General features: G+C 65.9%; 27 protein-coding genes. 7 read left to right on the top strand and 20 right to left on the bottom strand.

Translation table 11 applies throughout. The features are described from left to right. Positions 1-53: 53 nt before the first annotated feature. From QMX82_RS16295 to QMX82_RS16330, 8 genes are all read right to left on the bottom strand, one after another. The gene (locus tag QMX82_RS16295; protein ID WP_282285457.1) at positions 54-815 is read right to left on the bottom strand and encodes a secretin N-terminal domain-containing protein; all 762 of its coding nucleotides are present in this window, start codon (positions 813-815) and stop codon (positions 54-56) included. Further along, positions 812-1,342: a DUF7931 domain-containing protein gene (locus QMX82_RS16300; RefSeq protein WP_282285459.1), complete on the bottom strand. Its 531-nt coding sequence runs from the start codon at positions 1,340-1,342 to the stop codon at positions 812-814. The genes QMX82_RS16295 and QMX82_RS16300 overlap by 4 nt, the downstream gene beginning before the upstream one ends. Before the next feature lie 12 nt (positions 1,343-1,354). Further along, positions 1,355-2,533 (bottom strand): ribosomal protein uL16 3-hydroxylase, encoded by a 1,179-nt coding sequence (locus QMX82_RS16305; protein ID WP_282285461.1) that lies wholly within the window; start codon positions 2,531-2,533, stop codon positions 1,355-1,357. 58 nt (positions 2,534-2,591) lie between these two features. Next, positions 2,592-3,962, bottom strand: coding sequence for an adenylosuccinate lyase (gene purB / locus QMX82_RS16310; protein WP_133861045.1), 1,371 nt, complete (start codon positions 3,960-3,962; stop codon positions 2,592-2,594). Between the two features lie 87 nt (positions 3,963-4,049). Further along, the gene (gene hflD / locus QMX82_RS16315) at positions 4,050-4,670 is read right to left on the bottom strand and encodes a high frequency lysogenization protein HflD (RefSeq protein ID WP_282285464.1); all 621 of its coding nucleotides are present in this window, start codon (positions 4,668-4,670) and stop codon (positions 4,050-4,052) included. Continuing rightward, a complete protein-coding gene (mnmA, locus tag QMX82_RS16320; RefSeq protein WP_133861043.1) occupies positions 4,667-5,776 on the bottom strand; it encodes a tRNA 2-thiouridine(34) synthase MnmA in 1,110 nt (369 codons plus the stop codon). The genes hflD and mnmA overlap by 4 nt, the downstream gene beginning before the upstream one ends. A gap of 1 nt (position 5,777) precedes the next feature. Next, positions 5,778-6,230 (bottom strand): NUDIX hydrolase, encoded by a 453-nt coding sequence (locus QMX82_RS16325; RefSeq protein ID WP_187979631.1) that lies wholly within the window; start codon positions 6,228-6,230, stop codon positions 5,778-5,780. Positions 6,231-6,358: 128 nt separating this feature from the next. After that, a complete protein-coding gene (locus tag QMX82_RS16330) occupies positions 6,359-8,590 on the bottom strand; it encodes an NADP-dependent isocitrate dehydrogenase (RefSeq protein ID WP_282285470.1) in 2,232 nt (743 codons plus the stop codon). Positions 8,591-9,013: 423 nt separating this feature from the next. Between QMX82_RS16330 and QMX82_RS16335 the strand changes: the two genes are divergently transcribed. After that, positions 9,014-9,223 (top strand): hypothetical protein, encoded by a 210-nt coding sequence (locus tag QMX82_RS16335; protein ID WP_133861040.1) that lies wholly within the window; start codon positions 9,014-9,016, stop codon positions 9,221-9,223. Between the two features lie 100 nt (positions 9,224-9,323). Here the strand turns inward: QMX82_RS16335 and QMX82_RS16340 are convergent, their stop codons facing one another. From QMX82_RS16340 to queD, 3 genes are all read right to left on the bottom strand, one after another. Continuing rightward, positions 9,324-9,506, bottom strand: a complete 183-nt coding sequence (locus QMX82_RS16340; protein ID WP_208691638.1) for a hypothetical protein — start codon at positions 9,504-9,506, stop codon at positions 9,324-9,326. Between the two features lie 141 nt (positions 9,507-9,647). Then, positions 9,648-11,114 (bottom strand): inorganic phosphate transporter, encoded by a 1,467-nt coding sequence (locus tag QMX82_RS16345; protein WP_133861038.1) that lies wholly within the window; start codon positions 11,112-11,114, stop codon positions 9,648-9,650. Between the two features lie 82 nt (positions 11,115-11,196). Further along, complete coding sequence (gene queD, locus QMX82_RS16350; RefSeq protein ID WP_133861037.1) at positions 11,197-11,553, bottom strand: 6-carboxytetrahydropterin synthase QueD; 357 nt, start codon at positions 11,551-11,553, stop codon at positions 11,197-11,199. 172 nt (positions 11,554-11,725) lie between these two features. On the opposite strand from queD, the gene QMX82_RS16355 reads away from it, so the two are divergent. Then, complete coding sequence (locus QMX82_RS16355) at positions 11,726-12,343, top strand: hypothetical protein (protein ID WP_282285479.1); 618 nt, start codon at positions 11,726-11,728, stop codon at positions 12,341-12,343. Here the strand turns inward: QMX82_RS16355 and QMX82_RS16360 are convergent. The 3 genes from QMX82_RS16360 to QMX82_RS16370 all read right to left on the bottom strand — a co-directional run bounded on the left by QMX82_RS16360 (position 12,298) and on the right by QMX82_RS16370 (position 15,771). After that, positions 12,298-14,169, bottom strand: coding sequence for an ABC transporter ATP-binding protein (locus tag QMX82_RS16360; protein WP_133861035.1), 1,872 nt, complete (start codon positions 14,167-14,169; stop codon positions 12,298-12,300). The two genes, QMX82_RS16355 and QMX82_RS16360, sit on opposite strands and share 46 nt — an antisense overlap. Before the next feature lie 94 nt (positions 14,170-14,263). Next, the gene (locus QMX82_RS16365) at positions 14,264-14,818 is read right to left on the bottom strand and encodes a peptidylprolyl isomerase (RefSeq protein ID WP_222613601.1); all 555 of its coding nucleotides are present in this window, start codon (positions 14,816-14,818) and stop codon (positions 14,264-14,266) included. 62 nt (positions 14,819-14,880) lie between these two features. Next, positions 14,881-15,771 carry a LysR family transcriptional regulator gene (locus tag QMX82_RS16370; protein WP_133861033.1) on the bottom strand — a complete coding sequence of 297 codons (891 nt, stop codon included), beginning with the start codon at positions 15,769-15,771 and terminating at the stop codon, positions 14,881-14,883. A gap of 172 nt (positions 15,772-15,943) precedes the next feature. Here QMX82_RS16370 and QMX82_RS16375 point away from each other — a divergent pair, with 172 nt between their 5' ends. The 3 genes from QMX82_RS16375 (at position 15,944) to rarD (ending at position 18,365) form a co-directional block, all read left to right on the top strand. Next, positions 15,944-16,534, top strand: a complete 591-nt coding sequence (locus QMX82_RS16375; RefSeq protein WP_187979625.1) for a DUF3060 domain-containing protein — start codon at positions 15,944-15,946, stop codon at positions 16,532-16,534. Positions 16,535-16,608: 74 nt separating this feature from the next. Further along, entirely contained in the window at positions 16,609-17,460 is an 852-nt protein-coding gene (locus QMX82_RS16380; protein ID WP_263259122.1) for a DMT family transporter, read from the top strand. Then, positions 17,457-18,365: an EamA family transporter RarD gene (gene rarD / locus QMX82_RS16385; RefSeq protein WP_282285493.1), complete on the top strand. Its 909-nt coding sequence runs from the start codon at positions 17,457-17,459 to the stop codon at positions 18,363-18,365. Before QMX82_RS16380 ends, rarD begins: the two co-directional genes overlap by 4 nt. Here rarD and QMX82_RS16390 read toward each other — a convergent pair. The 4 genes from QMX82_RS16390 to puuE are packed head-to-tail and all read right to left on the bottom strand — an operon-like array spanning position 18,362 to position 21,307. Further along, positions 18,362-18,862, bottom strand: coding sequence for an ureidoglycolate lyase (locus tag QMX82_RS16390; RefSeq protein WP_282285495.1), 501 nt, complete (start codon positions 18,860-18,862; stop codon positions 18,362-18,364). The two genes, rarD and QMX82_RS16390, sit on opposite strands and share 4 nt — an antisense overlap. Then, positions 18,859-19,866 (bottom strand): allantoicase, encoded by a 1,008-nt coding sequence (gene alc / locus QMX82_RS16395; RefSeq protein ID WP_208691634.1) that lies wholly within the window; start codon positions 19,864-19,866, stop codon positions 18,859-18,861. The genes QMX82_RS16390 and alc overlap by 4 nt, the downstream gene beginning before the upstream one ends. Positions 19,867-19,889: 23 nt before the next feature. Beyond that, complete coding sequence (uraD, locus tag QMX82_RS16400; protein ID WP_282285500.1) at positions 19,890-20,402, bottom strand: 2-oxo-4-hydroxy-4-carboxy-5-ureidoimidazoline decarboxylase; 513 nt, start codon at positions 20,400-20,402, stop codon at positions 19,890-19,892. Continuing rightward, positions 20,399-21,307, bottom strand: coding sequence for an allantoinase PuuE (gene puuE, locus QMX82_RS16405; RefSeq protein WP_187979621.1), 909 nt, complete (start codon positions 21,305-21,307; stop codon positions 20,399-20,401). Before puuE ends, uraD begins: the two co-directional genes overlap by 4 nt. A gap of 216 nt (positions 21,308-21,523) precedes the next feature. Between puuE and uraH the strand changes: the two genes are divergently transcribed. Then, a complete protein-coding gene (uraH, locus tag QMX82_RS16410) occupies positions 21,524-21,895 on the top strand; it encodes a hydroxyisourate hydrolase (protein WP_263259125.1) in 372 nt (123 codons plus the stop codon). A gap of 69 nt (positions 21,896-21,964) precedes the next feature. Here the strand turns inward: uraH and QMX82_RS16415 are convergent, their stop codons facing one another. Then, positions 21,965-23,011 carry an SGNH/GDSL hydrolase family protein gene (locus tag QMX82_RS16415; protein WP_208691631.1) on the bottom strand — a complete coding sequence of 349 codons (1,047 nt, stop codon included), beginning with the start codon at positions 23,009-23,011 and terminating at the stop codon, positions 21,965-21,967. 208 nt (positions 23,012-23,219) lie between these two features. Beyond that, positions 23,220-23,543, bottom strand: a complete 324-nt coding sequence (locus tag QMX82_RS16420) for an ArsR/SmtB family transcription factor (protein ID WP_133861023.1) — start codon at positions 23,541-23,543, stop codon at positions 23,220-23,222. A gap of 92 nt (positions 23,544-23,635) precedes the next feature. On the opposite strand from QMX82_RS16420, the gene QMX82_RS16425 reads away from it, so the two are divergent. Beyond that, positions 23,636-24,733 (top strand): NADH:flavin oxidoreductase/NADH oxidase, encoded by a 1,098-nt coding sequence (locus tag QMX82_RS16425; RefSeq protein ID WP_133861022.1) that lies wholly within the window; start codon positions 23,636-23,638, stop codon positions 24,731-24,733. Positions 24,734-24,899 lie beyond the last annotated feature (166 nt).

Below are 24,899 nucleotides of genomic sequence, written 5' to 3' on the forward strand. Positions count from 1 at the left end.
CCTTGTGTCCTAGATTGCTGGCAGCTGTAGGAGTTCTACCGTTCGCCGATTTGCTAGTCGACGAGATCGGCGCGAATGCTCAACTGACGGTCGTCACGGCCCTCGGTCGAGTAGTGGCGGGTAAGGCCGCTCTGGTCGCCCTCGACCTGCTGGCGGAAGCCGCCAAGGTCCAGCCACTGGCCCAGGGGGCCGCTGATACGGGTAGCGGCGCTCTGGGTCTGTACCGTGCCCGGACGCATGGCCGCGGCGCGATCATCGACGCTGTTGATGTCCAGATGTACCAGGTTGCCGCTCAGGCGGGCGGTGACCTGAAAGCCCCGTTCGAGGCGGCGGTAATCGGTCTGGGCGTAGCTCTGGCCATAGGGCAAGGTCTGGTAGGTGGTCACCGGCACATCTGCACCGAAGCGGATGAAGGCGGGGTAGCCCTCGGTGACCTGGACGCGCTGGGCGCCATCCTCTTGCTGGTCGGTGCTGTCCTCGATGATGCGTACCTGGGGCGAATGCACATTGCCGTTTACCGAATAACCCTGACTGGCACCCGAACTGCCGGCGCGGGTGGCCAGGGTGATGAGCAGGCGCCGTGGCTGGGTATCCAGCTGGGCCAGCAGATTCTTGATCTCCGCCAGCTTGGCCGGCTCGGCGTTGACGATCAGCTGATTGCCGTAGACGTTGACCTTGCCTTCACTGCCGATGACGGCTTGCAGGGTGGGCAGCAGGTCGTCGGCGGTGCGGTACTGCAGGGGAATGACTTCGGTACGAGGGGTGGCCCAGGCGGTGGCCGTCAACAGCAGCAGGAGCGCCAGCAGACCTTTCACAGCACCATCCTCCGTAATTCCTGATCCGGCTGGCTGATCGCCCAGAGGCGATCGAAGACCTGCTGCTGAATCTTGACGGCGGCGCGGTCGCCATAGCGGGCGAAGCCGGTGGGGGCGCTGCCCGTGCGGCGCAGCAGGGCCTGGTCGTCGACGATCAGGCAGCTGCCTTCCGGTTGCTGATCGGCCGGTGGCCGCCGGATCAGCAGATTGCTGGTCAGGCGCTGCGCCAGGGCGATGAGTCGATGCCCCTGGCGCACGGCACTGGCGCTGTCATTGATCAGGATGCGCACCTGGTGCCGCGGATGGCCCAGCAGCAGGCGCTTGATTGCCGCCTCGACGTCCAGGTTGTCGTAGAGGGGCGCTTCCAGGTCAGGGGTCTGGATATACAGCCGGCGGCTGGCTTGAGCGATGAGGCGGACGCTGTGCTCACGCAGGGCGTCCAGGCATTCGAGGCGCAGGGCGAGGTCCTGGCCGAGCCGGGGTTCGGGCAGGGCGCCCAGGGTCAGATCGGCAAAGGACTCGTCCACGGCGGCTCCCTCTCACTCGTCGTCGTCTTCTCCGGCGAAGATCAGGCTGCCCTGCTGGAGCAGTTCGCGGATCAGGCGCATGGCATCGTCGTCCTGCAGCCAGGGCGCAAGATTGGCCTCGTGCAAGACCTCCGCCGAGCATAGCAGGTCGAGCAGCGGTTGCAGGCGCATGGGCAGCAGACGGCTCTGGCCGCTGGCGAACACCATCACCTCGTCTTCCAGGCGGCTCCAGGCGATGCGGCCGCTGGGGTTGCGCATCAGCAGGGCGCCTTCGTCGAGTTCCTTGCGCAGCTGCTTGGCGCTGAGGTTTTCCCCGGCGACCCGCTCCGGATAGCGCGGCTCGGTCATGTGCTGGCCGAACCAGGCCAGCAGCAGGCGATCATCGCTCAGGTGGCGCTCCATCAGGCCGCGCAGGCGTTCGATGGCCTCGGGCGGGATCTCCGCCGGATGCTCGCTGGCCGGCGCGCAGCCGGCGTCGCTGTAGCGCTCGTCCTCGGGGATGAACTGGGCGAGGAAATCGGTGAAGTGGGTGAGCACCTCGCCGGCGCTGGGCGCGCGGAAGCCGATGGAGTAGGTCATGCATTCGTCTTCGGCGATGCCGTCATGGGCCAGACCTGGCGGCAGGTAGAGCATGTCACCCGGTTCCAGGACCCATTCGTCGGTCTGCTGGAAATCGGCAAGGATCTTCAGCTCCAGGCCGTCGATCAGCGGGCTGTCGGCGGTGCATTGCTGGCCGATGCGCCAGCGGCGGCGGCCATGGCCCTGCAGCAGTAAGACGTCATAGTGATCGTAGTGGGGGCCGACACCGCCACCGGGGGCGGCATAGCTGACCATGATGTCGTCGACGCGCCAGTTGGGCAGGAAGCGGAAAGACTCCAGCACCTCGGCCACCTCGGGCACGAACTGGTCGACCGATTGCACCAGCAGGGTCCAGTCCCGCTCGGGCAGGCCGGCGAAGGTGTCTTCCGGGAGCGGACCGCGGCGCAGCTCCCAGGTCTGGTCCTGGCCGATGATCAGGCGGGATTCGATTTCCTCTTCCAGCGACAGGCCGGCCAGTTCGTCGGGCTCCAGGGGATTCTGGAAGTCCGGGAGGGCCTGGCGGATCAGCAGGGGTTTCTGCTGCCAGTAGTCGCGGAGGAATTCACGGGCGGTCAGGCCGCCGAGCAGTTGCAGGGGTTGATCCGGGTTCATGCACACCTCGCGCAATGAAAAACGCCCGGCGAGGCCGGGCGTAGAAAAAGGATGATCTTCAGACCCGACGGGCCTGTTCGGCAGCGTTGCCGATATAGCCGGCCGGGGTCAGCTGGCGCAGTTCCGCCTTGGCGGCCTCGGGGATCTCCAGACCGTCGATGAAATCCTGCAGGGCGCTGGCGCTGATGCCCTTGCCACGGGTCAGCTCCTTGAGTTTCTCGTAGGGGTTGGCCACGCCATAGCGGCGCATCACGGTCTGCACCGGCTCGGCCAGGACTTCCCAGCAGGCGTCCAGGTCTTCGGCGATGCGGGCGGCGTTGAGTTCCAGCTTGCTGATGCCCTTGAGGGTGGCTTCGTAGGCGATCACGCCGTGGGCCAGGCCGGTGCCCAGGTTGCGCAGCACGGTGGAGTCGGTCAGGTCGCGCTGCCAGCGGGAGATCGGCAGCTTGCTGGCCAGGTGCTGGAGGATGGCGTTGGCGATACCCAGGTTGCCTTCGGAGTTCTCGAAGTCGATGGGATTGACCTTGTGCGGCATGGTCGAGGAGCCGATCTCGCCGGCCACGGTCTTCTGCTTGAAGTAGCCGAGGGAGATGTAGCCCCAGATGTCCCGGTCGAAGTCGATCAGGATGGTGTTGAAACGGGCGATGGCGTCGAACAGCTCGGCGATGTAGTCGTGCGGCTCGATCTGGGTGGTGTAGGGATTCAGGGTCAGGCCGAGGTCGCCTTCGATGAAGGTGCGTGCATTGGCTTCCCAGTCGACGTCCGGGTAGGCGGACAGGTGGGCGTTGTAGTTGCCCACGGCGCCGTTGATCTTGCCCAGCGGGCGGACGGCGGCGATCTGCTCGATCTGGCGCTCCAGGCGATAGACCACGTTGGCCAGTTCCTTGCCCAGGCTGGTGGGGGAGGCGGGCTGGCCATGGGTGCGCGAGAGCATGGGCACGTCGGCGAAGCGATGGGCCAGCGCACGGATCTCGCCGGCGATCTGGCGCATCAGCGGCAGCAGCACCTGGTCACGACCTTCGCGCAGCATCAGCGCATGGGACAGGTTGTTGATGTCCTCGGAGGTGCAGGCGAAGTGGATGAATTCGCTCACCGCAGCCAGTTCCGGCAGGTCGGCGACCTCTTCCTTGAGCAGGTACTCGATGGCCTTGACGTCGTGGTTGGTGGTGCGCTCGATGTCCTTGACCCGCTGCGCCTGCTCGACGCTGAAGTCGGTGGCCAGCTTGTCCAGCAGGGCATTGGCCTCGGCGGAGAAGGGGGCGACCTCGGGAATGCCGGCGTGGGCGGCCAGGCGCTGCAGCCAGCGGACCTCGACCTGGGCGCGGAAACGGATCAGGCCGAATTCGCTGAAGATGGGGCGCAGGGCGGCGGTCTTGCCGGCGTAACGGCCGTCGATGGGCGATACGGCGGTGAGCGAGGAGAGCTGCATGGGCATTCTCTTGGTAGCGGGGGAGAAAGGGGCGGAATTCTACACGCAAAGGCCGGGGCTGTAGTACCGCCGCCGGCCAGTCCGGGATCAGCTGTTGCGCAGGGGATAGAGGTTGTCGAGCAGCTTGCGGCGATTGAGCACCAACTGCCAGCGATGGCCGCCGAGCTGGCGCCACAGGCGGGCGGAACGGATGCCGGCCAGCAGCAGGGCGCGCACCCGCGAAGCGGTGGCGGACTGCTGCAGGTAGCGCATTTCGCCGTGCACCTGGATGCGCTGCTTGAAGGTGCTCAGGGTGTCCTCGTAGAGGCCACCGCAGGCGGCGATGACGTTTTCGTGGGCCACCCCGAAGTGTTCGACCTGGGACTGGATCTGGGTGAGGCGCCGGCCGATGAGGTCGAGCAGGTCGCCGCGCTTCTCCAGCTTGCGTTCCAGGGCGGTCATCGCCAGGGCGTAGCGCAGAGGCTCGCGCTGCAGGCTGTTGGGATTGCGCTCCAGGGTGCTGGAGAGGGCGCCGAGGCCTTCGCGCAAGGGGGCGACGCTGCCGCCATAGACCTCCAGGGTGCTGCCCGGATCCCTTACCAGCAGGCTGCCGAGCAGGCAGGCCAGGGGTTCTTCCGCGACCTGGCCGGTGCGCGCCAGCTGGTCGACCAGCAGGGAGGCCTGGAAGACGCCGCCCAGGGCGATGAGTTGTTGCTGGGTACGATTCATGCGGCGGGCGCCTCGGCGCAGGCGGGTTGGTAGTGTTCGATCACGCCGCCGCCCAGGCAGACGTCGCCGTCGTAGAAGACCACCGACTGGCCGGGGGTCACGGCACGCTGGGGTTCGTCGAAGACCACCCGGTAGCCGGCGCCCTGGCGCTCGATCCGGCAGGGCTGGTCCTGCTGGCGATAGCGAACCTTGGCGGTGAGGCGGCGCGGCTGGGCGAGCTCCAGGTCGTTGACCCAGAACATCTCGCCGACGGTCAGGGCCTCGGCGAACAGCCAGGGGTGAGCGTTGCCCTGGCCGACGATCAGCACGTTGCGCGTCAGGTCCTTGCTCAGCACGTACCAGGGATCGTCACCGGCGTCCTTCATGCCGCCGATGCCCAGGCCCTGGCGCTGGCCGATGGTGTGGTACATCAGGCCGTGGTGGCGGCCGATGACCTCGCCGGTGGTGGTCTCGATGTCGCCCGGCTGGGCCGGCAGGTACTGCTTGAGGAAGTCGCTGAAGCGGCGCTCGCCGATAAAGCAGATGCCGGTGGAGTCCTTCTTGCGCGCGGTGGCCAGGCCATGCAGCTCGGCGATGGCGCGGACCTCGGGCTTTTCCAGTTCGCCCACCGGGAAGAGGGTGCGCGCCAGCTGCTCGCCGCCCACGGCGTGGAGGAAATAGCTCTGGTCCTTGTTGGCATCCAGGCCCTTGAGCAGCAGGGTCTGGCCGTCGACATCGCGACGACGCACGTAGTGGCCGGTGGCGATCAGCTCGGCGCCCAGGGCCAGGGCATAGTCGAGGAAGGCCTTGAACTTGATCTCGCGGTTGCAGAGGATGTCCGGATTCGGCGTCCGGCCAGCCTTGTATTCGGCGAGGAAATGCTCGAAGACGTGGTCCCAGTATTCGGCGGCGAAGTTGGCTGTGTGCAACTTGATGCCGATGCGGTCGCAGACCGCCTGGGCATCGGCCAGGTCGTCCTTGGCGGTGCAGTACTCGGTGCCGTCATCCTCGTCCCAGTTCTTCATGAACAGGCCCTCGACCTGATAGCCCTGCTCCTTGAGCAAGAGGGCCGAGACCGAGGAATCCACTCCGCCGGACATGCCGACGATGACGCGGGTGCCGTTCACTTCAAAAACCTCTCATATCTACGATCATCGACAGGGGATAGCGGTGGCCGTCCAGGTATTTCTCGATGGCGTCCAGGACCAGGGGGCTGCGCAGCCGCGCCTGTTCGGCGCGGATCTCGTCGAGCGTCAGCCACACCGCGCGGGTGATATCGGCGTCCAGGGCGCGCCCGGGATCGTGGGCCAGGGGGCGGGCATGGAAGGCCGTGCGGTAGTAGGTGACGCCATTGGCTGGCGCCACATAGAGGCCGATGCCGATCACGCCCTGGATCTCCACCTGCCAGGCGGTTTCTTCCAGGGTCTCGCGGCGTGCCGCCTCGATCAGGCTCTCGCCCGGCTCAAGGTGCCCGGCCGGCTGATTGAGCACCAGGCGACCCTGCTTCTCTTCTTCCACCAGCAGGAAACGACCGGCGTCTTCCACCACGGTGGCCACGGTGACGTGGGCGTGCCAATCCATCTCGGACTCCGCTATCGGTAATCGCGCAGTATACGCCTTAAGCTTTGTTGGTCCCAAATGCAGCGAACCCCGGCCAGGGCCGGGGTTCGCCGAATCAACCGTTCAGGCTGCGGACGCAGCCTTCAGGTTCAGCCCTTGAGCTGTTCCAGGGCGGCGTTGAGCGTGGCGCTCGGACGCATGGCCTGGCGGGTCTTGGCCTGGTCGGGATGGTAGTAGCCACCGATGTCCACGGCCTGGCCCTGGACGCCGTTCAGCTCGGCGACCACCTTGGCTTCGTCGGCGGTCAGCGACTTGGCCACCGGCGCGAACTGGGCCTTGAGCTCGGCGTCTTCGCTCTGCTCGGCCAGGGCCTGGATCCAGTACAGCGCCAGGTAGAAGTGGCTGCCGCGGTTGTCCAGTTCACCTGTCTTGCGCGACGGCGACTTGTTGCTGTCGAGGAACTGGCCGTTGGCCTGGTCCAGGGTCTTGGCGAGGATCTTGGCCTTGGCGTTACCGGTGGTTTCGCCCAGGTGGTTCAGGGATTCGGCCAGGGCCAGGAATTCGCCCAGGGAGTCCCAGCGCAGGTGGTTTTCCTGCACCAGCTGCTGGACGTGCTTGGGCGCGGAGCCGCCGGCGCCGGTCTCGAACAGGCCGCCGCCGTTCATCAGCGGGACGATGGACAGCATCTTGGCGCTGGTGCCCAGTTCCATGATGGGGAAGAGGTCGGTCAGGTAGTCGCGCAGGACGTTGCCGGTCACCGAGATGGTGTCCTCGCCCTTGCGGATGCGCTCCAGGGACACGCGGGTGGCTTCCTCGGGCGACAGGACGCGGATGTCCAGGCCGTTGGTGTCATGGTCCTTGAGGTAGCGCTCGACCTTGGCGATGACCTGGGCATCATGGGCGCGATTCTGGTCCAGCCAGAAGATCGCCGGGGTGCCGCTGGCGCGGGCACGGTTGACGGCGAGCTTGACCCAGTCCTGGATCGGCGCGTCCTTGGTCTGGCACATGCGCCAGATGTCACCGGCCTCGACCGGATGCTCGAAGACCACCTTGCCCTGGTCGTCGGTCACGCGCACGGTACCGTCGGTGGGGATCTGGAAGGTCTTGTCGTGGGAACCGTATTCCTCGGCCTTCTGCGCCATCAGGCCGACGTTGGGTACGCTGCCCATGGTGCTGGGATTGAAGGCGCCGTGCTGCTTGCAGTCCTCGATCACCACCTGGTAGACGCCGGCATAGCAGCGGTCGGGGATGATGGCCTTGGTGTCCTGCAGGTTGCCTTCGGTGTTCCACATCTTGCCGGAATCACGAATCATGGCCGGCATGGAGGCGTCGACGATGACGTCGCTCGGTACGTGCAGGTTGGTGATGCCCTTGTCGGAGTTGACCATGGCCAGCGCCGGACGCTGAGCGTACTGGGCGTCGAAATCGGCCTTGATGGCGGCCTGGGTGGCTTCCGGCAGGCTGGACAGGCGAGCGTAGAGGTCGCCGATGCCGTTGTTGCGGTCGAAGCCGGCTTCTTTCAGGGCGGCTTCGTGCTTGGCCAGTACGTCCTTGTAGAACTCGCCGACGATGATGCCGAACATGATGGGGTCGGAGACCTTCATCATGGTGGCCTTCAGGTGCACCGAGAACAGCACGCCCTTGGCCTTGGCGTCTTCGATCTGGGCGGCGATGAAGCTCTGCAGGGCCTTGCGGCTCATGGTCGAGGCATCGACGATCTCGCCGGGCTTGACCGCGGTCTTCTCTTTCAGGACCTTGCTGCTGCCGTCCTTGCCGATCAGTTCGATCTTCAGGCTGCCGGCGTTCTCGATCGTGGCCGAGCGCTCGCTGCCATAGAAGTCATGGGCGTCCATGTGGGCAACGTGGGACTTGGAGTCGGCGCTCCAGGCACCCATGCGATGGGGGTGCTTGCGGGCGTAGTTCTTGACCGACAGCGGCGCGCGGCGGTCGGAGTTGCCTTCGCGCAGGACCGGGTTCACGGCACTGCCCTTGACCTTGTCGTAACGCGCCTTGACGTCCTTTTCCTGGTCGTTTTTCGGCTCGTCCGGATAATCCGGCAGGGCGTAACCCTGACCCTGCAGTTCCTTGATCGCGGCCTTGAGCTGCGGTACCGAGGCGCTGATGTTGGGCAGCTTGATGATGTTGGCTTCGGGAGTGGTGGCCAGCTCGCCGAGTTCGGCGAGGTGGTCGGAGATGCGCTGCTCTTCCTTCAGGTGCTCGGGGAAGAGGGCGATGATGCGGCCGGCAAGGGAGATGTCACGGGTTTCGAGGGCGACGCCGGAGGAGGCGGTGATGGCCTCGACGATGGGTAGCAGCGAATAGGTCGCGAGGGCGGGCGCTTCGTCGGTCAGGGTGTAGATGATCTTCGACGTGGTGGACATGTCTTGCTTTAACTCCTCTTTATCACAGCTGTGGCGCGAAGCCGGGCGAGCGAGGATCGACCCTTGAGTCGATAGACGCCCCAAGAAGGCGTTATCGGGCCGCGCGACAGGCGCGGCGGCGATGGACGTGCGATGCGACAAAGCGTCGCTGCGGAAATTGCGGGATCGGCCGATACAGCCAGCGGAACCGGCAGGGCCTGCAGCGACCCGTCAGTCGGCGGAGTATACCAGCGCGGCGCCTGGCGTGCATTCGCACCGCCGCGGCTTGGCTGTGGGGAAATGTTGTCGGCGCGATCGATTCGGCAGAAGCGGACAGCCATCTCGAGGATTCAGGTCAAGCGGCTTGACCATTCGACGACTGGCGCTGCACGGTCGTTGCTTAAGGGACTAAACTATTGCCCCTCTTAATTTGATGAGGTCGTTATGAAAACCAAGGACAATACGTCCAAGACTCGTTCCTGGGCCATCGTCGGGCTGGAAACGCTCGTCATCGTCGCCCTGTCGCTGTATGTCGCCTTTGGCGCCGGACTGTTCATCAAGCATCACTGCTGGGACACCCTGACCCCGCAGCAGCAAGACCAGATCCTCGAGCAGATGAGCCGCAGCGCTCAGGAAAATACCCTGCTCACCTGATTCGCGTCCGTTCGAATCCCTTCCTTTCAAACAATAAGAATCCTTCTTTTTCTTCCGCGCACTGTCTGGGTGTCGAGGTGGCCTCGTCACGTCCGCAGCATTAGCAGGCCAGGTGTTTGCCTGGACTCACGGGAGAGGTGGGCATGGCCGTGGGCAGCGGCTCGGGCGCGGACGTCGCCACGGGTCTGGCGCGTCGTGCCAGGCGCAGCATGGCCCAGAGTATGGCCAGCGCCAGGGCCAGCCAGCCAAGTACCAGGAGAAGGATGTAGGTCGCAGGAGTCATTGACGTTCACCGTACGGCTGTCTCGGAAAGGTGTCTCTGCTGGGACACAATTCACTAGACTCGTCAATAGCTATCCTGTTCAGGCATTCCCGACGAGGGGTCCGACCGGACGCCGCTCGCGCGGGGCCCGGTCGGCACGGGTCACAGGAACAGGTGCGCCAGCCAGAACAGGCCGGCGGAGAGGGCCATGGAGGCCGGCAGGGTCAGGACCCAGGCCATGAGGATGTTGCGCACCGTGCTGCCCTGCAGGCCACTGCGGTTGGCGACCATGGTGCCGGCCACGCCCGAGGACAGTACGTGGGTGGTGGAGACGGGCAGGGCGAAGACGTTGGCCATGCCGATGGCGGCCACGGCCGTCACCTGGGCGCTCACGCCCTGCGCATAGGTCATGCCCTGGCGCCCGATCTTCTCGCCCACCGTGAGCACCACGCGGCGCCAGCCGACCATGGTGCCGATGCCCAGGGCCAGGGCGACCGCGATGATGACCCAGAAGGGCGCGTATTCGGTGGTGCTGGTGAGGTCCTTGCGCAGGCGGCTGAGGTCGTCGCGATCGCGCGCGGTCAGCACCGGCAGCTTGCTCACCTTCTTGGCGGTGTCGTCCAGGCACAGCAGATAGCGGCGGACCTGCTGGCGATGGTCGTCGCTCATGGCGCGGTAGTCGGTGATGCCTTCCAGATCGGCCAGCAGCGCCTGCAGGGTCGGCACGGTCATGTGCGGGGCGCAGCGGAATTCCTGGGGCAGGTCGCGATTGCCGGGCACTTCGGCGAGAAAGTCCTTGAGGTTGTCGCCCTGGCGCTCGTAGAACTGGCCCAGGTGGATGGCCGCGTCGCGGGTGCGCTCGATCTGGTAGGTGGTGCTGTCCAGGTCCAGCACGAACTTGGCCGGGACGATGCCGATCAGCACCAGCATGATCAGGCCGATGCCTTTCTGACCGTCGTTGGAGCCGTGCACGAAGCTCATGCCCATGGCCGAGAGGACCAGCATCAGGCGATTCCAGAAGGGCGGGTGCTTCTTGGCATCCACTTCGCGGCGCTGTTCCGGGGTCTTGTGCATCTTCGACAGCGGCCGCCAGCGCTTGAGGGCGAGCAGCAGCAGGCCGGCGACGGCGAAGCCGGCCAGCGGCGAGAAGATCAGCGACAGGCCGATGTCGATCGCCTTCTGCCAGTTCACGCCTTCGCTCACCGGCAGGCCGGTCAGCAGGGCGTTGGTCACCCCGACACCGAGGATGGAGCCGATCAGGGTGTGGGAGCTGGAGGCCGGGATACCGAAGTACCAGGTGCCCAGGTTCCAGGTGATGGCCGCGGCGAGCAGCGAAAACACCATGGCCAGGCCGTGGCCGGTGTTGACGTTGATCAAGAGCTCGACCGGCAGCAGGTGGACGATGGCGTAGGCGACGCCGACCCCGCCGAGCAGCACGCCGAGGAAATTGAAGATACCGGAGAAGAACACCGCGAGGTGCGGCGGCATCGCCTTGGTATAGATCACCGTGGCGACGGCGTTGGCGGTGTCGTGAAAGCCGTTGATGAATTCAAAGGCCAGCACAAAGGCCAGGGCCAGGACGAGGCTGATGGCGACCCAGGCGTGGAGTCCGCTGAAAAGTTCGAACATGGGGATACGTCGACAGTTGGCAGGCGCGAATTATGGCAGAAAAATGACTGCCGCCATCGCCGCCTTGAATGGGAGGGGCGAATTAGTCGCCGCGGTAGATGCAGCCGCAGGTACAGGTCTCGTGGACGCGAACCTGGCTGAGCTCGGGTAGCAGAGGCTTGAGCTGTTGCCAGATCCAGCGCGCGAGCACTTCGCTGGTGGGGTTCTCGAGGCCCGGGATGTCGTTCAGATAATGGTGGTCGAGACGCTCGTACAGGGGTTTGAAGACGGTCTTGATGTCGGCGAAATCCCGCACCCAGCCGGTATGAGGGTCGATGGCGCCCTCGAGGTGCAGGCCTACCTTGAAGGAATGCCCATGGAGACGACCGCACTTGTGCCCGGCCGGCACGTTGGGCAGGAAGTGTGCGGCTTCGAAAACGAATTCTTTGAAAATTTCCACGATAACCACTCGCGTTGGGCCACGGTGTGTGGCGGCTGCGGGGCGGCAGTCTATCAGCTCGACAGCGGCTTGCCGAACCTCCGGCTTCAGGCGCCGGGACCGGCGGAATTCCGATTTGCCTTCGCCGGCGGGCTTAGGCAGTCTCCCGGTCTTTGTCTGGACGAGATTCCCTATGCGCAGCAGCAATCCCCGTACCTTCTGGGTGCTCCTTGGCCTGGCCGCGGTCTTTGGTCTCGTTGGTCTGATCGGCAATCAGGTGGGCTGGGAGCGCGTGGAGATCGGCTACCGGACGGTACCGTCGCCCAGCGGCCTGGACATCGGCGTGGCGGGGCAGGTCGTCACCGGCCTGCCGTCGCTGTGCATCGCCCTGGCGCTGGTCACGGTGGTGACCGCGCTGATCATTCGCGGTGGCAGCCGCTTCCGTTCGCGTCTGCCGCTGCCGGTGACGGCCGGCATTCTCTGGTTGCTGCTGGCAGGCCTGCTGGTGCTCTTCTATCCCAGCACCCTGGCGTTCCAATGGGAGAATCATCGCAGCGCCGCGAATATCGACTTCTATGTGCTGCAGGAACGCCAGGGTCCGTTCCAGGGTACGGCGCAGAAGAGCCAGCGCCTTGGCTACTACCAGGACTGCGGCAAGACCGGGCAGGCCGCCTGCCCGGTGTTCGAGTGCGTGGTGGAGAAGCGCAGCTGGCTGGGTGGCCTGCAGAAGATCGAAGGCTTCTATCCGGGCCTGGACCAGCAGCGTCAGCTGGAGCTGCTGCGCACCCGCTGCCTGCCCGGTACGCCGTGACCGACGAAGCCGCCGGTCTGGTGGCGCCATAGACGGGCATAGAGGCCATTGTAGGCAATCAGCTCGTCGTGGGAGCCCATCTCGACGATCTGCCCGCGCTCCATGACCACCAGGCGATCCATGCGCGAGATGGTTGACAGGCGGTGAGCGATGGCGATCACCGTCTTGCCTTCCATCAGGGTTTCCAGGCTTTCCTGGATCGCCGCTTCCACCTCGGAGTCGAGGGCGGAGGTGGCTTCGTCCAGCAGCAGGATCGGCGCGTCCTTGAGCAGGGTGCGGGCGATGGCGATGCGCTGGCGCTGACCGCCGGAGAGCTTGACCCCGCGTTCACCCACCTGGGCATCCAGCCCGGTACGGCCATGAGCGTCGGTGATGCGGGCGATGAAGTCGTCGGCCTTGGCCTTGCGCAGGGCGGCGTGCAGCTCTTCATCAGTGGCTTCGGGACGACCGTAGAGGAGATTCTCGCGGATCGAACGGTGCAGCAGCGAGGTGTCCTGGGTAACCACGCCGATCTGGCACCTCAGGCTTTCCTGGGTGACGTGGGCGATGTCCTGGCTATCGACCAGGATGCGACCGCCTTCCAGGTCATAGAGGCGCAAGAGCACGTTGATCAGCGTCGACTTGCCGGCGCCCGAAGGGCCGACCAGGCCAATCTTCTCGCCCGGGGCCACGTCTAGGGTCAGGCCTTCGATGATGCCGGCGCCCTTGCCGTAGTGAAAGGCGATGTCCTCGAACAGCACCGCGCCCCGGGTCACCTGCAACGGCTTGGCGTCCTCGGCGTCGCCAACCTGGCGCGGCTTGGCGATGGTGCTCATGCCGTCCTGCACCATGCCGATGTTTTCGAAGATGCCGTTGACCACCCACATGATCCAGCCGGACATGCTGTTGATACGGATCACCAGGCCGGTGGCCAGGGCGATGGCCCCCACCGAGATGACGCCCTGGTGCCAGAGCCAGAGGGCCAGGCCCGTGGTGCCCGCTATGAGGAAGCCGCTGAGGATGGCGATGGTCACGCCCATGGCGGTGATCAGCCGAGCGGCGCTCTCGGCCTTTTCGGTCTGCTCTTCCATGGCCTGGCGGGCGTATTGCTCCTCCTGGGCCGAGTGGGAGAACAGCTTGAGCGTGGAGATGTTGGTGTAGCCGTCGACGATACGCCCGGAGAGCTGCGAGCGGGCTTCGGAGGCAATGGCCGAACGCTCCTTGGTCTGGGGCACGAAATACCACAGGGCGATGACATAGCCGATGATCCAGAGGATCAGCGGGACCATCAGCCAGACATCGGCCTGGGCGAACAGGATCAGCGAGGTGACGGCGAAGATCAGCACGTGCCAGATCGCGTCCACCGCCTGCACCGCCGAGTCGCGCAGGGAAACACCGGTCTGCATGATACGGCTGGAGATGCGCCCGGCGAAGTCGCTGTGGAAGAAGCCCAGGCTCTGCTTGAGCACGTAGCGATGGTTCTGCCAGCGGATCAGGGTGGTGAGGCTGGGGGTGATGGTCTGGTGCACCAGCAGGTCGTGCAGGCTGATGAACAGGGGCCGGATGACCAGGGTGACCACTGCCATCCAGATCAGGGTCCCACCGTGTTCCTGGAAGAACACCGTGCTGTTGGGCGCACTGCCCGCGAGGTCGACGATCTGGCCGATGAAGTTGAACAGGGCGACTTCGACGAGGGCGCCGATCAGCCCCACTGCCAGCAGCAGGGCAAAGGCCGGCCAGGCTTGCTTGAGAAAGTGGAGATAGAAGGCGCCGATCCCAGTGGGCGGCATTTCATCGGGGGCTTCCCGAAACGCATCGATGATGCGTTCGAAGCGGCGAAAGATCATGCGGGGTCCTTGTGGGGGGAGACGGCGTCTCGCACTGGGGCCTCGCCTGGTTAACCGGACGACCGCCAGCGGATCGTCCGGCAGGACGGGTCGGCTACAGCCGTTTGGCAGCGAGAATCATCACCGGTTCACGGGGAATGTCGCGCAGCATGCCCTGGCGCGTGGTCTGGACCCCGGCGATCTGGTCGACGACTTCCATGCCGCGCACGACCTTGCCGAATACCGCGTAGCCGAAGTCGCGCGAGCCGTGGTCCAGGAAGGCATTGTTCTCGACGTTGATGAAGAACTGACTGGTGGCGGAGTTGACGTCCGAGGTCCGTGCCATGGCCAGGGTGCCACGCAGGTTCTTCAGGCCGTTGTCGGCTTCGTTCTTGATCGGCGCCTTGGTGCGTTTTTCCTGCATGTCGCGGGTGTAGCCACCGCCCTGGATCATGAAGCCGGGGATGACGCGATGGAACAGGGTGCCCTTGTAGAAGCCGCTGTCGACGTAGCCCAGGAAGTTCTCGGTGCTGACCGGTGCCTTGGCCGCATCCAGCTCGACCTCGATGTCACCCTTGTTGGTGCTGATGAGCACGTGCGGATTGTCCGCGGCCCAGGTGGTGGAGGCGACGAACAGGGCGCAGGCGGCAAGCAGGGCTTTGAACATGATGAATCCTTGAGTGGCAGAGACGACTGGCGAACGATAGCAACCCGGCTGGCACCCCGCCACGGTCAGCGTGGCAGGGCATGCTTGCGCAGCAGGTTCATGAGGATCTGTGACGCCGGGCCCAGCTCGTGCTGGCGGGTCTTGTAGAGCTGGAAGGGATGGAAGCGCTGGGCGCCCTGTTCCAGCGGCAGCGGCTTGAGCAGGCCGGCGTCGAGATCGGTCTGGATGGCGTCCCGCGGCAGCCAGGCGAAGCCCAGGCCGTCGCGCAGGAAGGTGGCGGCGGTGCTGATGCTGCCCACCGTCCAGCGTTGTTCGGCGGCCAGCCAGCCGGCATCCCGTGGCTGGGCGCGGCCGCTGTCGCGGATGACGATCTGCAGCTGCTCTTCCAGATCGGCGGTCACCAGGGTGCGCTGCAGCAGGTGCAGCGGATGCTCGGGATGGGCGACGGCGACGAATTCCACGTTGCCCAGGGAGGCGCCCAGATGGGCGGCGATCACCAGGCCGGTGATCGCCAGGTCCGCCGAGCCGTCGAGCAGGGCCTCCTCCACCCCGGACAGGACCTCTTCGCGCAGGCGTATGCGGCAACCACGACTCTGCGGCATGAATTCGCGCAGGCACAGCAGCAGCGGACGGGTCGGGTAGGCGGCGTCCACCACCAGCCGCACCTCGGATTCCCAGCCCTGTTCCATGTGATAGGCCAGTTCCTCCAGCTGGCTGGCCTGCTGCACCAGGCGGCGCGAGCGGCGCAGGAGCACGGCGCCGGCATCGGTCAGCACGGCGCGCCGGCCCTCCAGACGCAACAATGGCACGCCGAGCTGCTCCTGCATGCGGGCGACGGTATAGCTGACCGACGACTGGGAGCGATGCAGCACCTCGGCGGCCTGGGCATAGCCGCCGTGATCCACCACCGCCTGCAGGGTCCGCCATTGATCGAGGGAAACGCGTGGAGTCTTCATCGAGCGCTCTGGAGCCACGAAAGGGCGCATGTTAGTGCCTGCGGTCGCCCTGGGAAAACGCGGCGTTCATCACGGCATGAAAAAATGTCGCGCGGCGGGTCAAATGTCCCACCCGCGCCGCCCTCCAAGTCAGCCGATGAGTTTCCCACTCTAGGCAAGACAAGGAGTCTTCATGTCGTCATTCAAGGCGTTGCTGGGTTGCTGTCTGGTCATCGCGCCGCTGCTGGTCCAGGCCGAGGAATCCCGCGCGGCGGCAGCCGAGCCGCTCGATATCGACGGCATGAACATCAGTCGCACGCTCGACTGCGAAGGCCGGGACGTGTCCCTGTCCGGCGAAGGCAATACCCTGACGCTGAAAGGTCAGTGCGGCACGGTGACCGTCTACGGCAGTCATCATCGGCTGGTGCTCGACAGCGCCCAGGCGCTGACCATCCATGGTCTGGGTAGCGTCACCACGGTCAAGGGCGCGGTGGCCAGCCTGAGCATTGGCGGTGGCTACCAGCAGGTGCAGGCCAATGTGCGCGGCAGCGACGGCCTGGCCAAGGTCGATGCCTATGGCTACGGCGCCCAGGCGCGGCTGACCCTGCTCAGCCAGGCCGACATCGCCGTGGGCGGTTCCAATCAGCAGGTCTACTGGTCGCGCGCCGCCGGCGTGGCCGAACCCAAGACCCTGGTCTCGGGCGCCGACAATGTGCTGCAGGCCAATCAGTCGGTAGCGGCGCTCAGCGGCGCCGAGCCCGCGGGCCTCAACGCCACCCGCTAGCTGGTGACGAGCCGGGGGTTTCCCTCCGGCGACGGGCACGTTAAGGTCGCGCACCTTTTTCGTGCGTCGCCGCCATGCCTTATCTCCTGCTCGTCACCCTCATCTGGGCGTTTTCCTTCAGCCTGATCGGCGAGTACCTCGCCGGTCGGGTCGACAGCGATTTCGCCGTGCTGGTCCGCGTGGCCATCGCCTTCGTGCTGTTCCTGCCGTTCACCCGCTGGCGCGGGGTGCCGGGACGCTTCGCCCTGGGGCTGATGGCGGCGGGCGCGCTGCAGTTCGGCATCACCTATCTGTGCCTGTACCGCAGCTTTGCCGTGCTGACGGTGCCCGAGGTGCTGCTGTTCACCGTGCTCACGCCGATCTATGTGACCCTGCTGGACGACGCCTGGCAGCGGCGCTTGCGCCTCTGGTCGCTGCTGGCGGCCGTGGTGGCGGTGGGCGGCGCGGCGCTGATCCGTTTCCAGCCGCTGACCGGTGACTATCTGCTCGGCTTCCTGTTGCTGCAGGTAGCCAACCTGACCTTCGCCGCCGGCCAGGTGCTGTGCAAGCACCTGGGCCATGCCTATGCCGGGCAGGGTGCCCTGCATCGCTACTTCGGGCTGTTCTTTTTCGGTGCCCTGCTGGTGGCGGCGCTATCCTTCCTGCTGTTCGGCAATCCGGCGCGGCTGCCCAGCACCGGCCTGCAATGGGGCGTGCTGGTGTGGATGGGCGTCTTCGCCACGGCGCTCGGCCTCTACTGGTGGACGCTGGGTTCGTTGCGGGTCAACGGTGGCACCCTGGCGATCATGAACGAGGCCCATGTGCCGGCCGGGCTGCTGGTCAGCCTGCTGATCTGGCAGCACCCGGCCGATCTGCCCAGGCTGTTGCTGGGCGGCGCGATCATCCTGCTGTCACTGTTCATCAATCGTCTGGGGCGCTCGTCATGACTGTGCTGTCCGGCAAGGGCCTGGGCCTTTCGGTGCTGTCGTCGGTGCTGTTCGCGCTGATGCCGGTGTACTTCGCCTGGCTGGCGCCGCTGGATGGCCTGCAGGTCGTGGCCCTGCGGGTGGTCTGGTCGTTGCCGATGGTGCTGCTGCTGGTGATGGTGCTGCGGGAGGGCAGAGCCCTGTGGGCCACGCTCAAACGGCTGGTGCGCGAGCCCCGCCTGTGCCTGGCCATCCCGGCGGCGGCGCTGCTGATGGGCATCCAGTGGTGGGTGTTCGTCTGGGCGACCATGAATGGCGAGGCCATGGCCATGTCGCTGGGCTACTTCCTGCTGCCCCTGGCCATCGTGCTGACCGGGCGCCTGGTCTATGGCGAGCGCCTGCGGCCGCTGCAGCGGGTAGCGGTGGTCTGCGCGCTGCTGGGGGTGGTCAACGAGGTCTGGGTGACCGGGGCGCTGTCCTGGGTCAGCCTGCTGCCGGTGGTGGGTTATCCGCCGTATTTCGTCCTGCGCCGCTGGATGGCGGTGGATGCGCTATCGGGCTTTGTCCTGGAGATGTGCTGCCTGCTGCCCTTCGCGCTGCTCGCCCTGCACTGGTTCTCGCCCGGCGCCATCCTGCAGCAGACGCCCTGGCTGTGGGCGCTCCTGCCGGGCCTAGGCCTGCTCAGCGCCATCGCCTTCGCCGCCATGCTGGCGTCCAGTCGCATGCTGCCGCTGAGTCTGTTCGGCATCCTCAGCTATGTGGAGCCGGCGCTGCTGGTGTTCGTCGCCCTCTATGTGCTCGGTGAGCAGCTGCCGGAGGGCGCGATCTGGACCTATGGTCCCATCTGGCTGGCGGTGGCCTGGGTCTGCCTGGACAGTGCGCGCCTGTTGCGCAAGCAACTCAGGCGCGCGCCGGCGGCGCCCTAGAGCGCCAGGATCGGGCATTCCTGCGCGGGGAAAAAGAACTCGTCGCAGTTGGGCAGGCTGCCGGCGCGATCAACGATGAGGAATTCATCTTCGTCGCGCAGGGCCAGCACCGGATGGTGCCAGACCCCGGCGTGGTAGTTGATGCCCTGCTGGCCATCGGCGCGAAAGACGCGGATGGCGCGAGCATCAGGCTCCTCTGCGGGTGGCGCCACCACCACCAGAAAGGGCTCGCCGCGCAGCGGCACGAAGGCCTGGCTGCCGTGGGGATGGCGTTCGAGCATGGCGATGGTCAGCGGATAGTCCAGGCGCCGGGCGCGAAAGATGCTGATGATCGCCGCGCCGTCCGCCGGTCCCGTCGCGACCCGGGCCAGGGCGTGGTATCTCCGGGTCGAGCCGTTGTTGATCGGATACCAGTCCCGGCCCGCCGTCTCTATGACCTCGCCGAAGGGCGCGAAGCCCTCGGCGGTCAGCGGCTCGATGCGCAGTGGCCGACTCATGCCTGGCCCCGTGCCACCTTGCCGAACAGTCGCAGCCGGCTGACACCGCCGTCCGGGAAGATGTTCAGACGCACGTGAGTGATGGGGCCAAGGTCGCGGACCTGCTCACGGAAGCTGTGCTCCTGGTGCATCTGCAGCTTTTGCGGCGGCAGCAGCTCCTTCCAGAACAGACTCTGGGTCTCGATCTGGCCATCGGTACCGCCGCGGACGAAGGCGCCCTGGATCTGGCAGCTGTCCGGGTAGTTGCCCTTGAAGTGCAGGGTGTCCACCAGGATCTCCTCGACGGTGCCGGCATGGCCCAGGGCGATGATCACCCAGTCATTGCCGGGGGTGCGACGGCGCGCGGTTTCCCAGCCATCGGCCATGCTGTCGGCGCGACCCGGGTTGAGGATGTTGCTCATGCGCCCGTAGTGCTCGTCGTTGCAGGCCAGGGCGCGACCGCCATTGAGCGCGGCGGCCAGGTCCAGCACCTCGTCTTCGGCCTGGGCCGACCAGTCGCGATGGGGAATGCCATAGACGCGCAGGCGCGCCACACCGCCGTCGGGAAAGATGTTCAGCCGCAGGTGGGTCCAGGGGCGGTCATCGGCGATGGCATGGTAGTGGTGGCTATTGCCCTGCATCTCGATGGCCGGCAGCACCTCGGTCCAGGCAGCGTCTTCGGCCGGATCGCCCTCGGCGCAGAAGCAGGCTTCCAGGGAGGCGGAGGGCGGATAGTTGCCGGTGAACCAGCGGGTGTCGATGTCGACGCCCATGATCGAGCCGGGCACGCCCAGGCGGATCACCGCGTGGTCGTAGCCTTCGAAACGCTTGCGCCGCGATTCCCAGCCGTCCATCCATTTGCCGTTGTCGTCGTAGACGCCTTCCTTCCACTCCGGCTCGTGGGGCTGGAGCATGCGGTCGGCGGCGGCGAACCAGTCGTCGGTGACGCTGATGACGTGGGTGCCGAGACGGGCGTCGGCGAGGTTGAGGTACTTCTCGAAGGGCGCGGCGTAGGTGCGTTTCATGGAGTGCTCTTGTCGGGGAAGGGTCAGAGGGTCTGCAGGCGGAAGAGGGCGATGCGATCGATCTCGGCCAGGGCGCGCTGGAATTCCTGCTCCGGGCTGTTGGGCAGGCGCTCTTCGAAGGCCGCCAGGATCAGATGCCGGTTGCTGCCCTTCACCGCCATGATGAAGGGGAAGCCGAATTTGGCGCGGTACGCGTCGTTGTGGCGAGTGAAGCGCGCGAGCTCGTCCGGAGTGCATTGATCGAGGCCGGCACCGGCCTGTTCGCCACTGCTGGCGGCGGTCAGCTCGCCAGCCAGGGCGGCGCGGCCGGCAAGATCCGGATGCGCCTGGATCAGCGCCAGTTGCTCGGCATGACTGGCCCGGGCGACCTGGACGGCGAGGCGCTGATGCAGCGCGTTGATGCTGTCCGGCAGCGGCTGGCCCTCGTCGAAGGCGCGCTCGGCGACCCAGGCGGAGTGCTCGTAGATGCCGCCGAAGGCCGCGACGAAGGCGGCGCGATCCAGCTGGCTGGGCGTGACGGTGTGGAAGGCGCTCATGCCGGCGGATGCTCCCTGTGCCAGTGACGGGCGATATCAACCCGGCGGGCGAACCAGACGCGCTCATGGCTCTGGGCGTATTCGAGGAAGCGCTTGAGCCCCACCAGGCGGCCGGGGCGACCGATCAGCCGGCAGTGCAGGCCGATGGAGAGCATCTTGGGCGCGCTGGCGCCTTCCGCGTAGAGGGTATCGAAGGCGTCCTTGAGGTACTGGAAGAATTGCTCGGCGGTATGGAAGCCCTGCACCTGGGTGAATCTCATGTCGTTGGTGTCCAGGGTGTAGGGGATCACCAGGTGCGGCTTGCCGGTGGGCGTATCGGGCTCCCAGTAGGGCAGGTCGTCGTCGTAGGTGTCGCTGTCGTAGAGAAAGCCGCCTTCCTCCATGACCAGGCGCCGGGTGTTGGGACCGGTCCGGCCGGTGTACCAGCCCAGCGGACGCTCGCCGGTCAACCGGGTGAGGATCTCGATGGCGCGCTGCAGATGGGCGCGCTCCTCGGCTTCGTCCAGATACTGGTAGTCGATCCAGCGATAGCCGTGGCTGCAGATCTCGTGGCCAGCCTGGACCATGGCGCGGATGACCTCGGGATGGCGCTCGGCGGCCATGGCCACGGCAAAGATGGTCAGAGGTACCTGATGCTTGGCGAACAATTCCAGGATGCGCCAGACGCCGGCGCGACTGCCGTATTCGTAGAGCGACTCCATGGACATGTTGCGTACGCCCTGCAGCGGCTGGGCGGCGACCATCTCGGAAAGAAAGGCCTCGGACTCCTTGTCGCCGTGCAGGATGTTGCGTTCGCCACCCTCTTCGTAGTTGAGCACGAAGGACAGGGCGATGCGGGCATCACCCGGCCAGCGCGGGTGGGGCGGCTGGGCACCGTAGCCGATGAGATCGCGGGGATAGGTCATGGGAAGGGCATCCTGGCAGTCGAGATGTTTTGTATACAATGTTTGGCGGCCTTTGCCGAGTCCCAGCAAGAATCCTGCCCAACTGGTCTGACCGGTCTGAAGACTTTCGTGCGCTGGAGGGTGATGATCCCTTGGCTAGGGCGGGGTAAGGGGCTGTATACAATCGGCGGGTAGAAAACTGCTAGGCTGGATCATCCCCCTTGCAGGAGTTCTCCCATGTCCGTTTCATCCCCTGGCGGTTACCTGACGACTCATGTGCTGGACACCACCGGCGGCTGCCCCGGCGCGGACATCGCCGTCCGCCTGTACCGCCTGGATGGGGTGTCGCGGCAGGCGCTGGGTGAAGTGCGGACCAATGCCGATGGCCGCGGCGACGCACCGCTGTTGCAGGGCGAAGCCTTCACGGCGGGCATCTACGAGCTGGAGTTCGCGGTGGGTGACTACTATCGGCGACGAGGGACGACGCTGGAGGAACCGGCATTTCTCGACGCCGTGGTCCTGCGCTTCGGCATCGCCGATGAGGCGGCGCACTACCATGTGCCGCTACTGGTTTCGCCCTACAGCTATTCGACCTATCGCGGCAGTTAGGGAAGACTGCTCTGCGGCGGTGCGCGCAGGGGTGAGCCGGCACCAGCCTGGGGCGTAGATCCGCTCAGGCTAGTGGAAGGTCGGCTCGCTGCTCAGCCGGGCGCTGGCCAGCAGCGGTCGGTCCGGCACGGCACTGTCTGGCCAGGTCTGGGCGATGCGTTCCAGCACCACCTGGGCCAGCATGCTGTGGGTACGGCTGGCGAAATGACCGCGGGCGCCGAAGATATAGGCCTGGTCAGCGCCCGGTTCGACGTAGCTGTCCGGATCGCAGAATTCGCGACCGGGCAAGCAGGCATCGCCTTCGGCATGGGTGAATCCATAGTTGCCGTAGTGGGCGAAGACCTCTTCCATCACCCGGTAGGCATCCACCAGCAGCAGGCGGTCTCCGGCCGGCAGGTTGGCCTGCAGGGTGTCGTTGTAGAGCTTCACCAGATCGTGATTACGCTGCGCCACCTGTTCGGTCCAGGGCTCCAGATAGGGCGCCTTGCCGTAGTCGGTGTTGTTGAGCACCACCAGCCGCTGGGCACCCAGGCTCAGCAGGTAGCGCAGCAACTTGACCTCGTTCAGGGCCGTATGGCGGATCCGGGCCTCGACCTGCGCACGTACCCCCGGGGGCAGCGGGGCATCGGCCATCAGCGCGGCCTTGAGCGTCTTGTCGTAGAAGGGGCCGATGATGTCATTGCCGCCGATCTGAACCAGCACCAGGTCCTGCTGGCGGAAGCGTCCATGCTGCATCTCGAAGTTGCGGATCTGCTGGGAGAAGGCCAGCGGCGCCTCGTTGTGGTCGAAGCCTGGCTCGGTGAAGCTGCCGGTGACGGCGCCGCCCTCGGCGTAGCAGAGGCCGTCGGGATCGCTCGGACCCTCGTGACCATAGCCTTCCACCTGACGATTGGGGCCCAGCTCGACGCCATAGGCGTCGGCGATTTCCTGGGGGTAGGTACGCCCCGGGTTGGTTGCGTAGATGTGGCCGAAGGTGCCGCAGTCCATCAGGCTGTCGCCAAAGGCGATGACCCTCTGGATGCCCCGCGCCTCGGCGATGGGCTCAGGGCTGGGTACGAGGGCGAGCAGCGTGGCGACACCTGCGAGTGCGGTCGCCAATCCCCAGTGCTTGCCCATCGTCTACCTCCCGGCAGCGTCCAGCGTCGGTGCTGCCTTTATCTTTTGCAACCTTCATACCGGGAAGAGCGGAAAAGCAAGGTCGGAGTTCCCGGCGCCCGGACCAGGCGAAGCGGCAGCCGACGACCAGCACGGGATAGCAAGGGCGGCGAGCGGGGTACCGGGTCTTGCAGCCATGGCAGCCGTGTTTGCTGGCCTCTCGGCGGGACTAGTCCGGCTTGATCACGGGATCGGAGGACTGCGCCAGGATGGCTGCCATCAGCCCGGGGAAACGCTGATCCAGGTCGTCGCGCCGCAACTGGTTCATGTGCGTGGTACCGGCGTTGCGGGTATGCACCAGGCCGGCGTCGCGCAGCACCCGGAAGTGGTGCGACATGCTGGATTTCGGACGACCCCCGTCCAGTTCGCCACAGGTGGCCTCGGCGACCCGCGCCAGGTAGCGGACGATGTCCAGACGCACGGGGTCGCTGAGCGCATGGAACAGGCGCTCAAGGGAGAATTCGTCGGGACTGGGATGTTTGAAAGGGCGCATGCGCTAATCATACACCGGGGGTTGGCGATTATGTTATGTTCGATTAATATCGAAATAACGAAACAGCATCCGCCTAACTGGAGACCGCTCAGATGTCCGCATTGTTCCAACCCTTTACCCTCAAGGACGTGACGCTGCGCAACCGCATCGCCATCCCGCCCATGTGCCAGTACAGCGCCGTCGATGGCGTGATCAATGACTGGCACCAGGTGCACTATGCCGGCCTGGCCCGCGGTGGTGCGGGCCTGGTGGTCGTCGAGGCCACGGCGGTCTCGCCGGAAGGCCGGATCACCCCCGGTTGCACCGGCATCTGGTCGGACGCGCACGCCCAGGCCTTCGTGCCGGTGGTCCAGGCGATCAAGGCCGCCGGTTCGGTACCGGGTATCCAGATCGCCCACGCCGGTCGCAAGGCCAGCGCCAACCGCCCCTGGGAAGGCGATGACCACATCGCCGCCGACGACGCCCGTGGCTGGGACACCATCGCCCCGTCCGCGGTGGCCTTTGGCGCCAATCTGCCCAAGGTGCCCAAGGCCATGACCCTGGACGACATCGCCCGGGTTCGCCAGGACTTCGTCGATGCCGCCAAGCGTGCCTATGAGGCCGGCTTCGAGTGGCTGGAACTGCACTTCGCCCACGGCTACCTGGCCCAGAGCTTCTTCTCGGTGCATTCCAACCAGCGCGACGACCAGTACGGTGGCGACCTCGCCGGCCGCAGCCGCTTCCTGCTGGAAACCCTGGCCGCGGTGCGCCAGGTCTGGCCGGAGCACCTGCCGCTGACCGCGCGTTTTGGCGTGATCGAGTACGACGGTCGCGACGAAGAGACCCTGGCCGAATCCATCGAGCTGGCCCAGGGCTTCAAGCGCGAAGGCCTCGACCTGCTGAGTGTCAGCATCGGCTTCTCCACCCCGACCGCCAACATCCCCTGGGGACCGGGTCTGCTGGCACCCGTCACCGAACAGGTACGCAAGGCGACCGGCCTCAAGGTGGCCTCGGCCTGGAACATCGACACCCCGGCGCTGGCCAACCAGGTAGTGGCCGATGGGCAACTGGATCTGGTGATGGTAGGTCGCGCCCACCTGGCCGATCCGCACTGGCCCTACTATGCGGCCAAGGCTCTGGGTGTCGATCAGCCGTCCTGGGTGCTGCCGGCGCCCTATGCCCACTGGCTGGAGCGCTATCGCACCAGTTGAGTCGGCCTAGGCTGAACAAAAAACCGCTCCTCGGGGCGGTTTTTTTGTGCGTATGGGATGGGGGTGGGTTTTGTTGGGCTTCGCTGCGCTCAGCCCAACCTACGGTAATGGGTAGGTTGGGTTGTGGGGGGCTCCTTCGCCGAAGCCCAACAGTGCCGTTTTGCTC

Origin of the sequence: Pseudomonas sp. PS02302 (assembly GCF_029959585.1) — a bacterium.
In the GTDB taxonomy this organism is placed as follows: domain Bacteria; phylum Pseudomonadota; class Gammaproteobacteria; order Pseudomonadales; family Pseudomonadaceae; genus Chryseomonas; species Chryseomonas aestiva.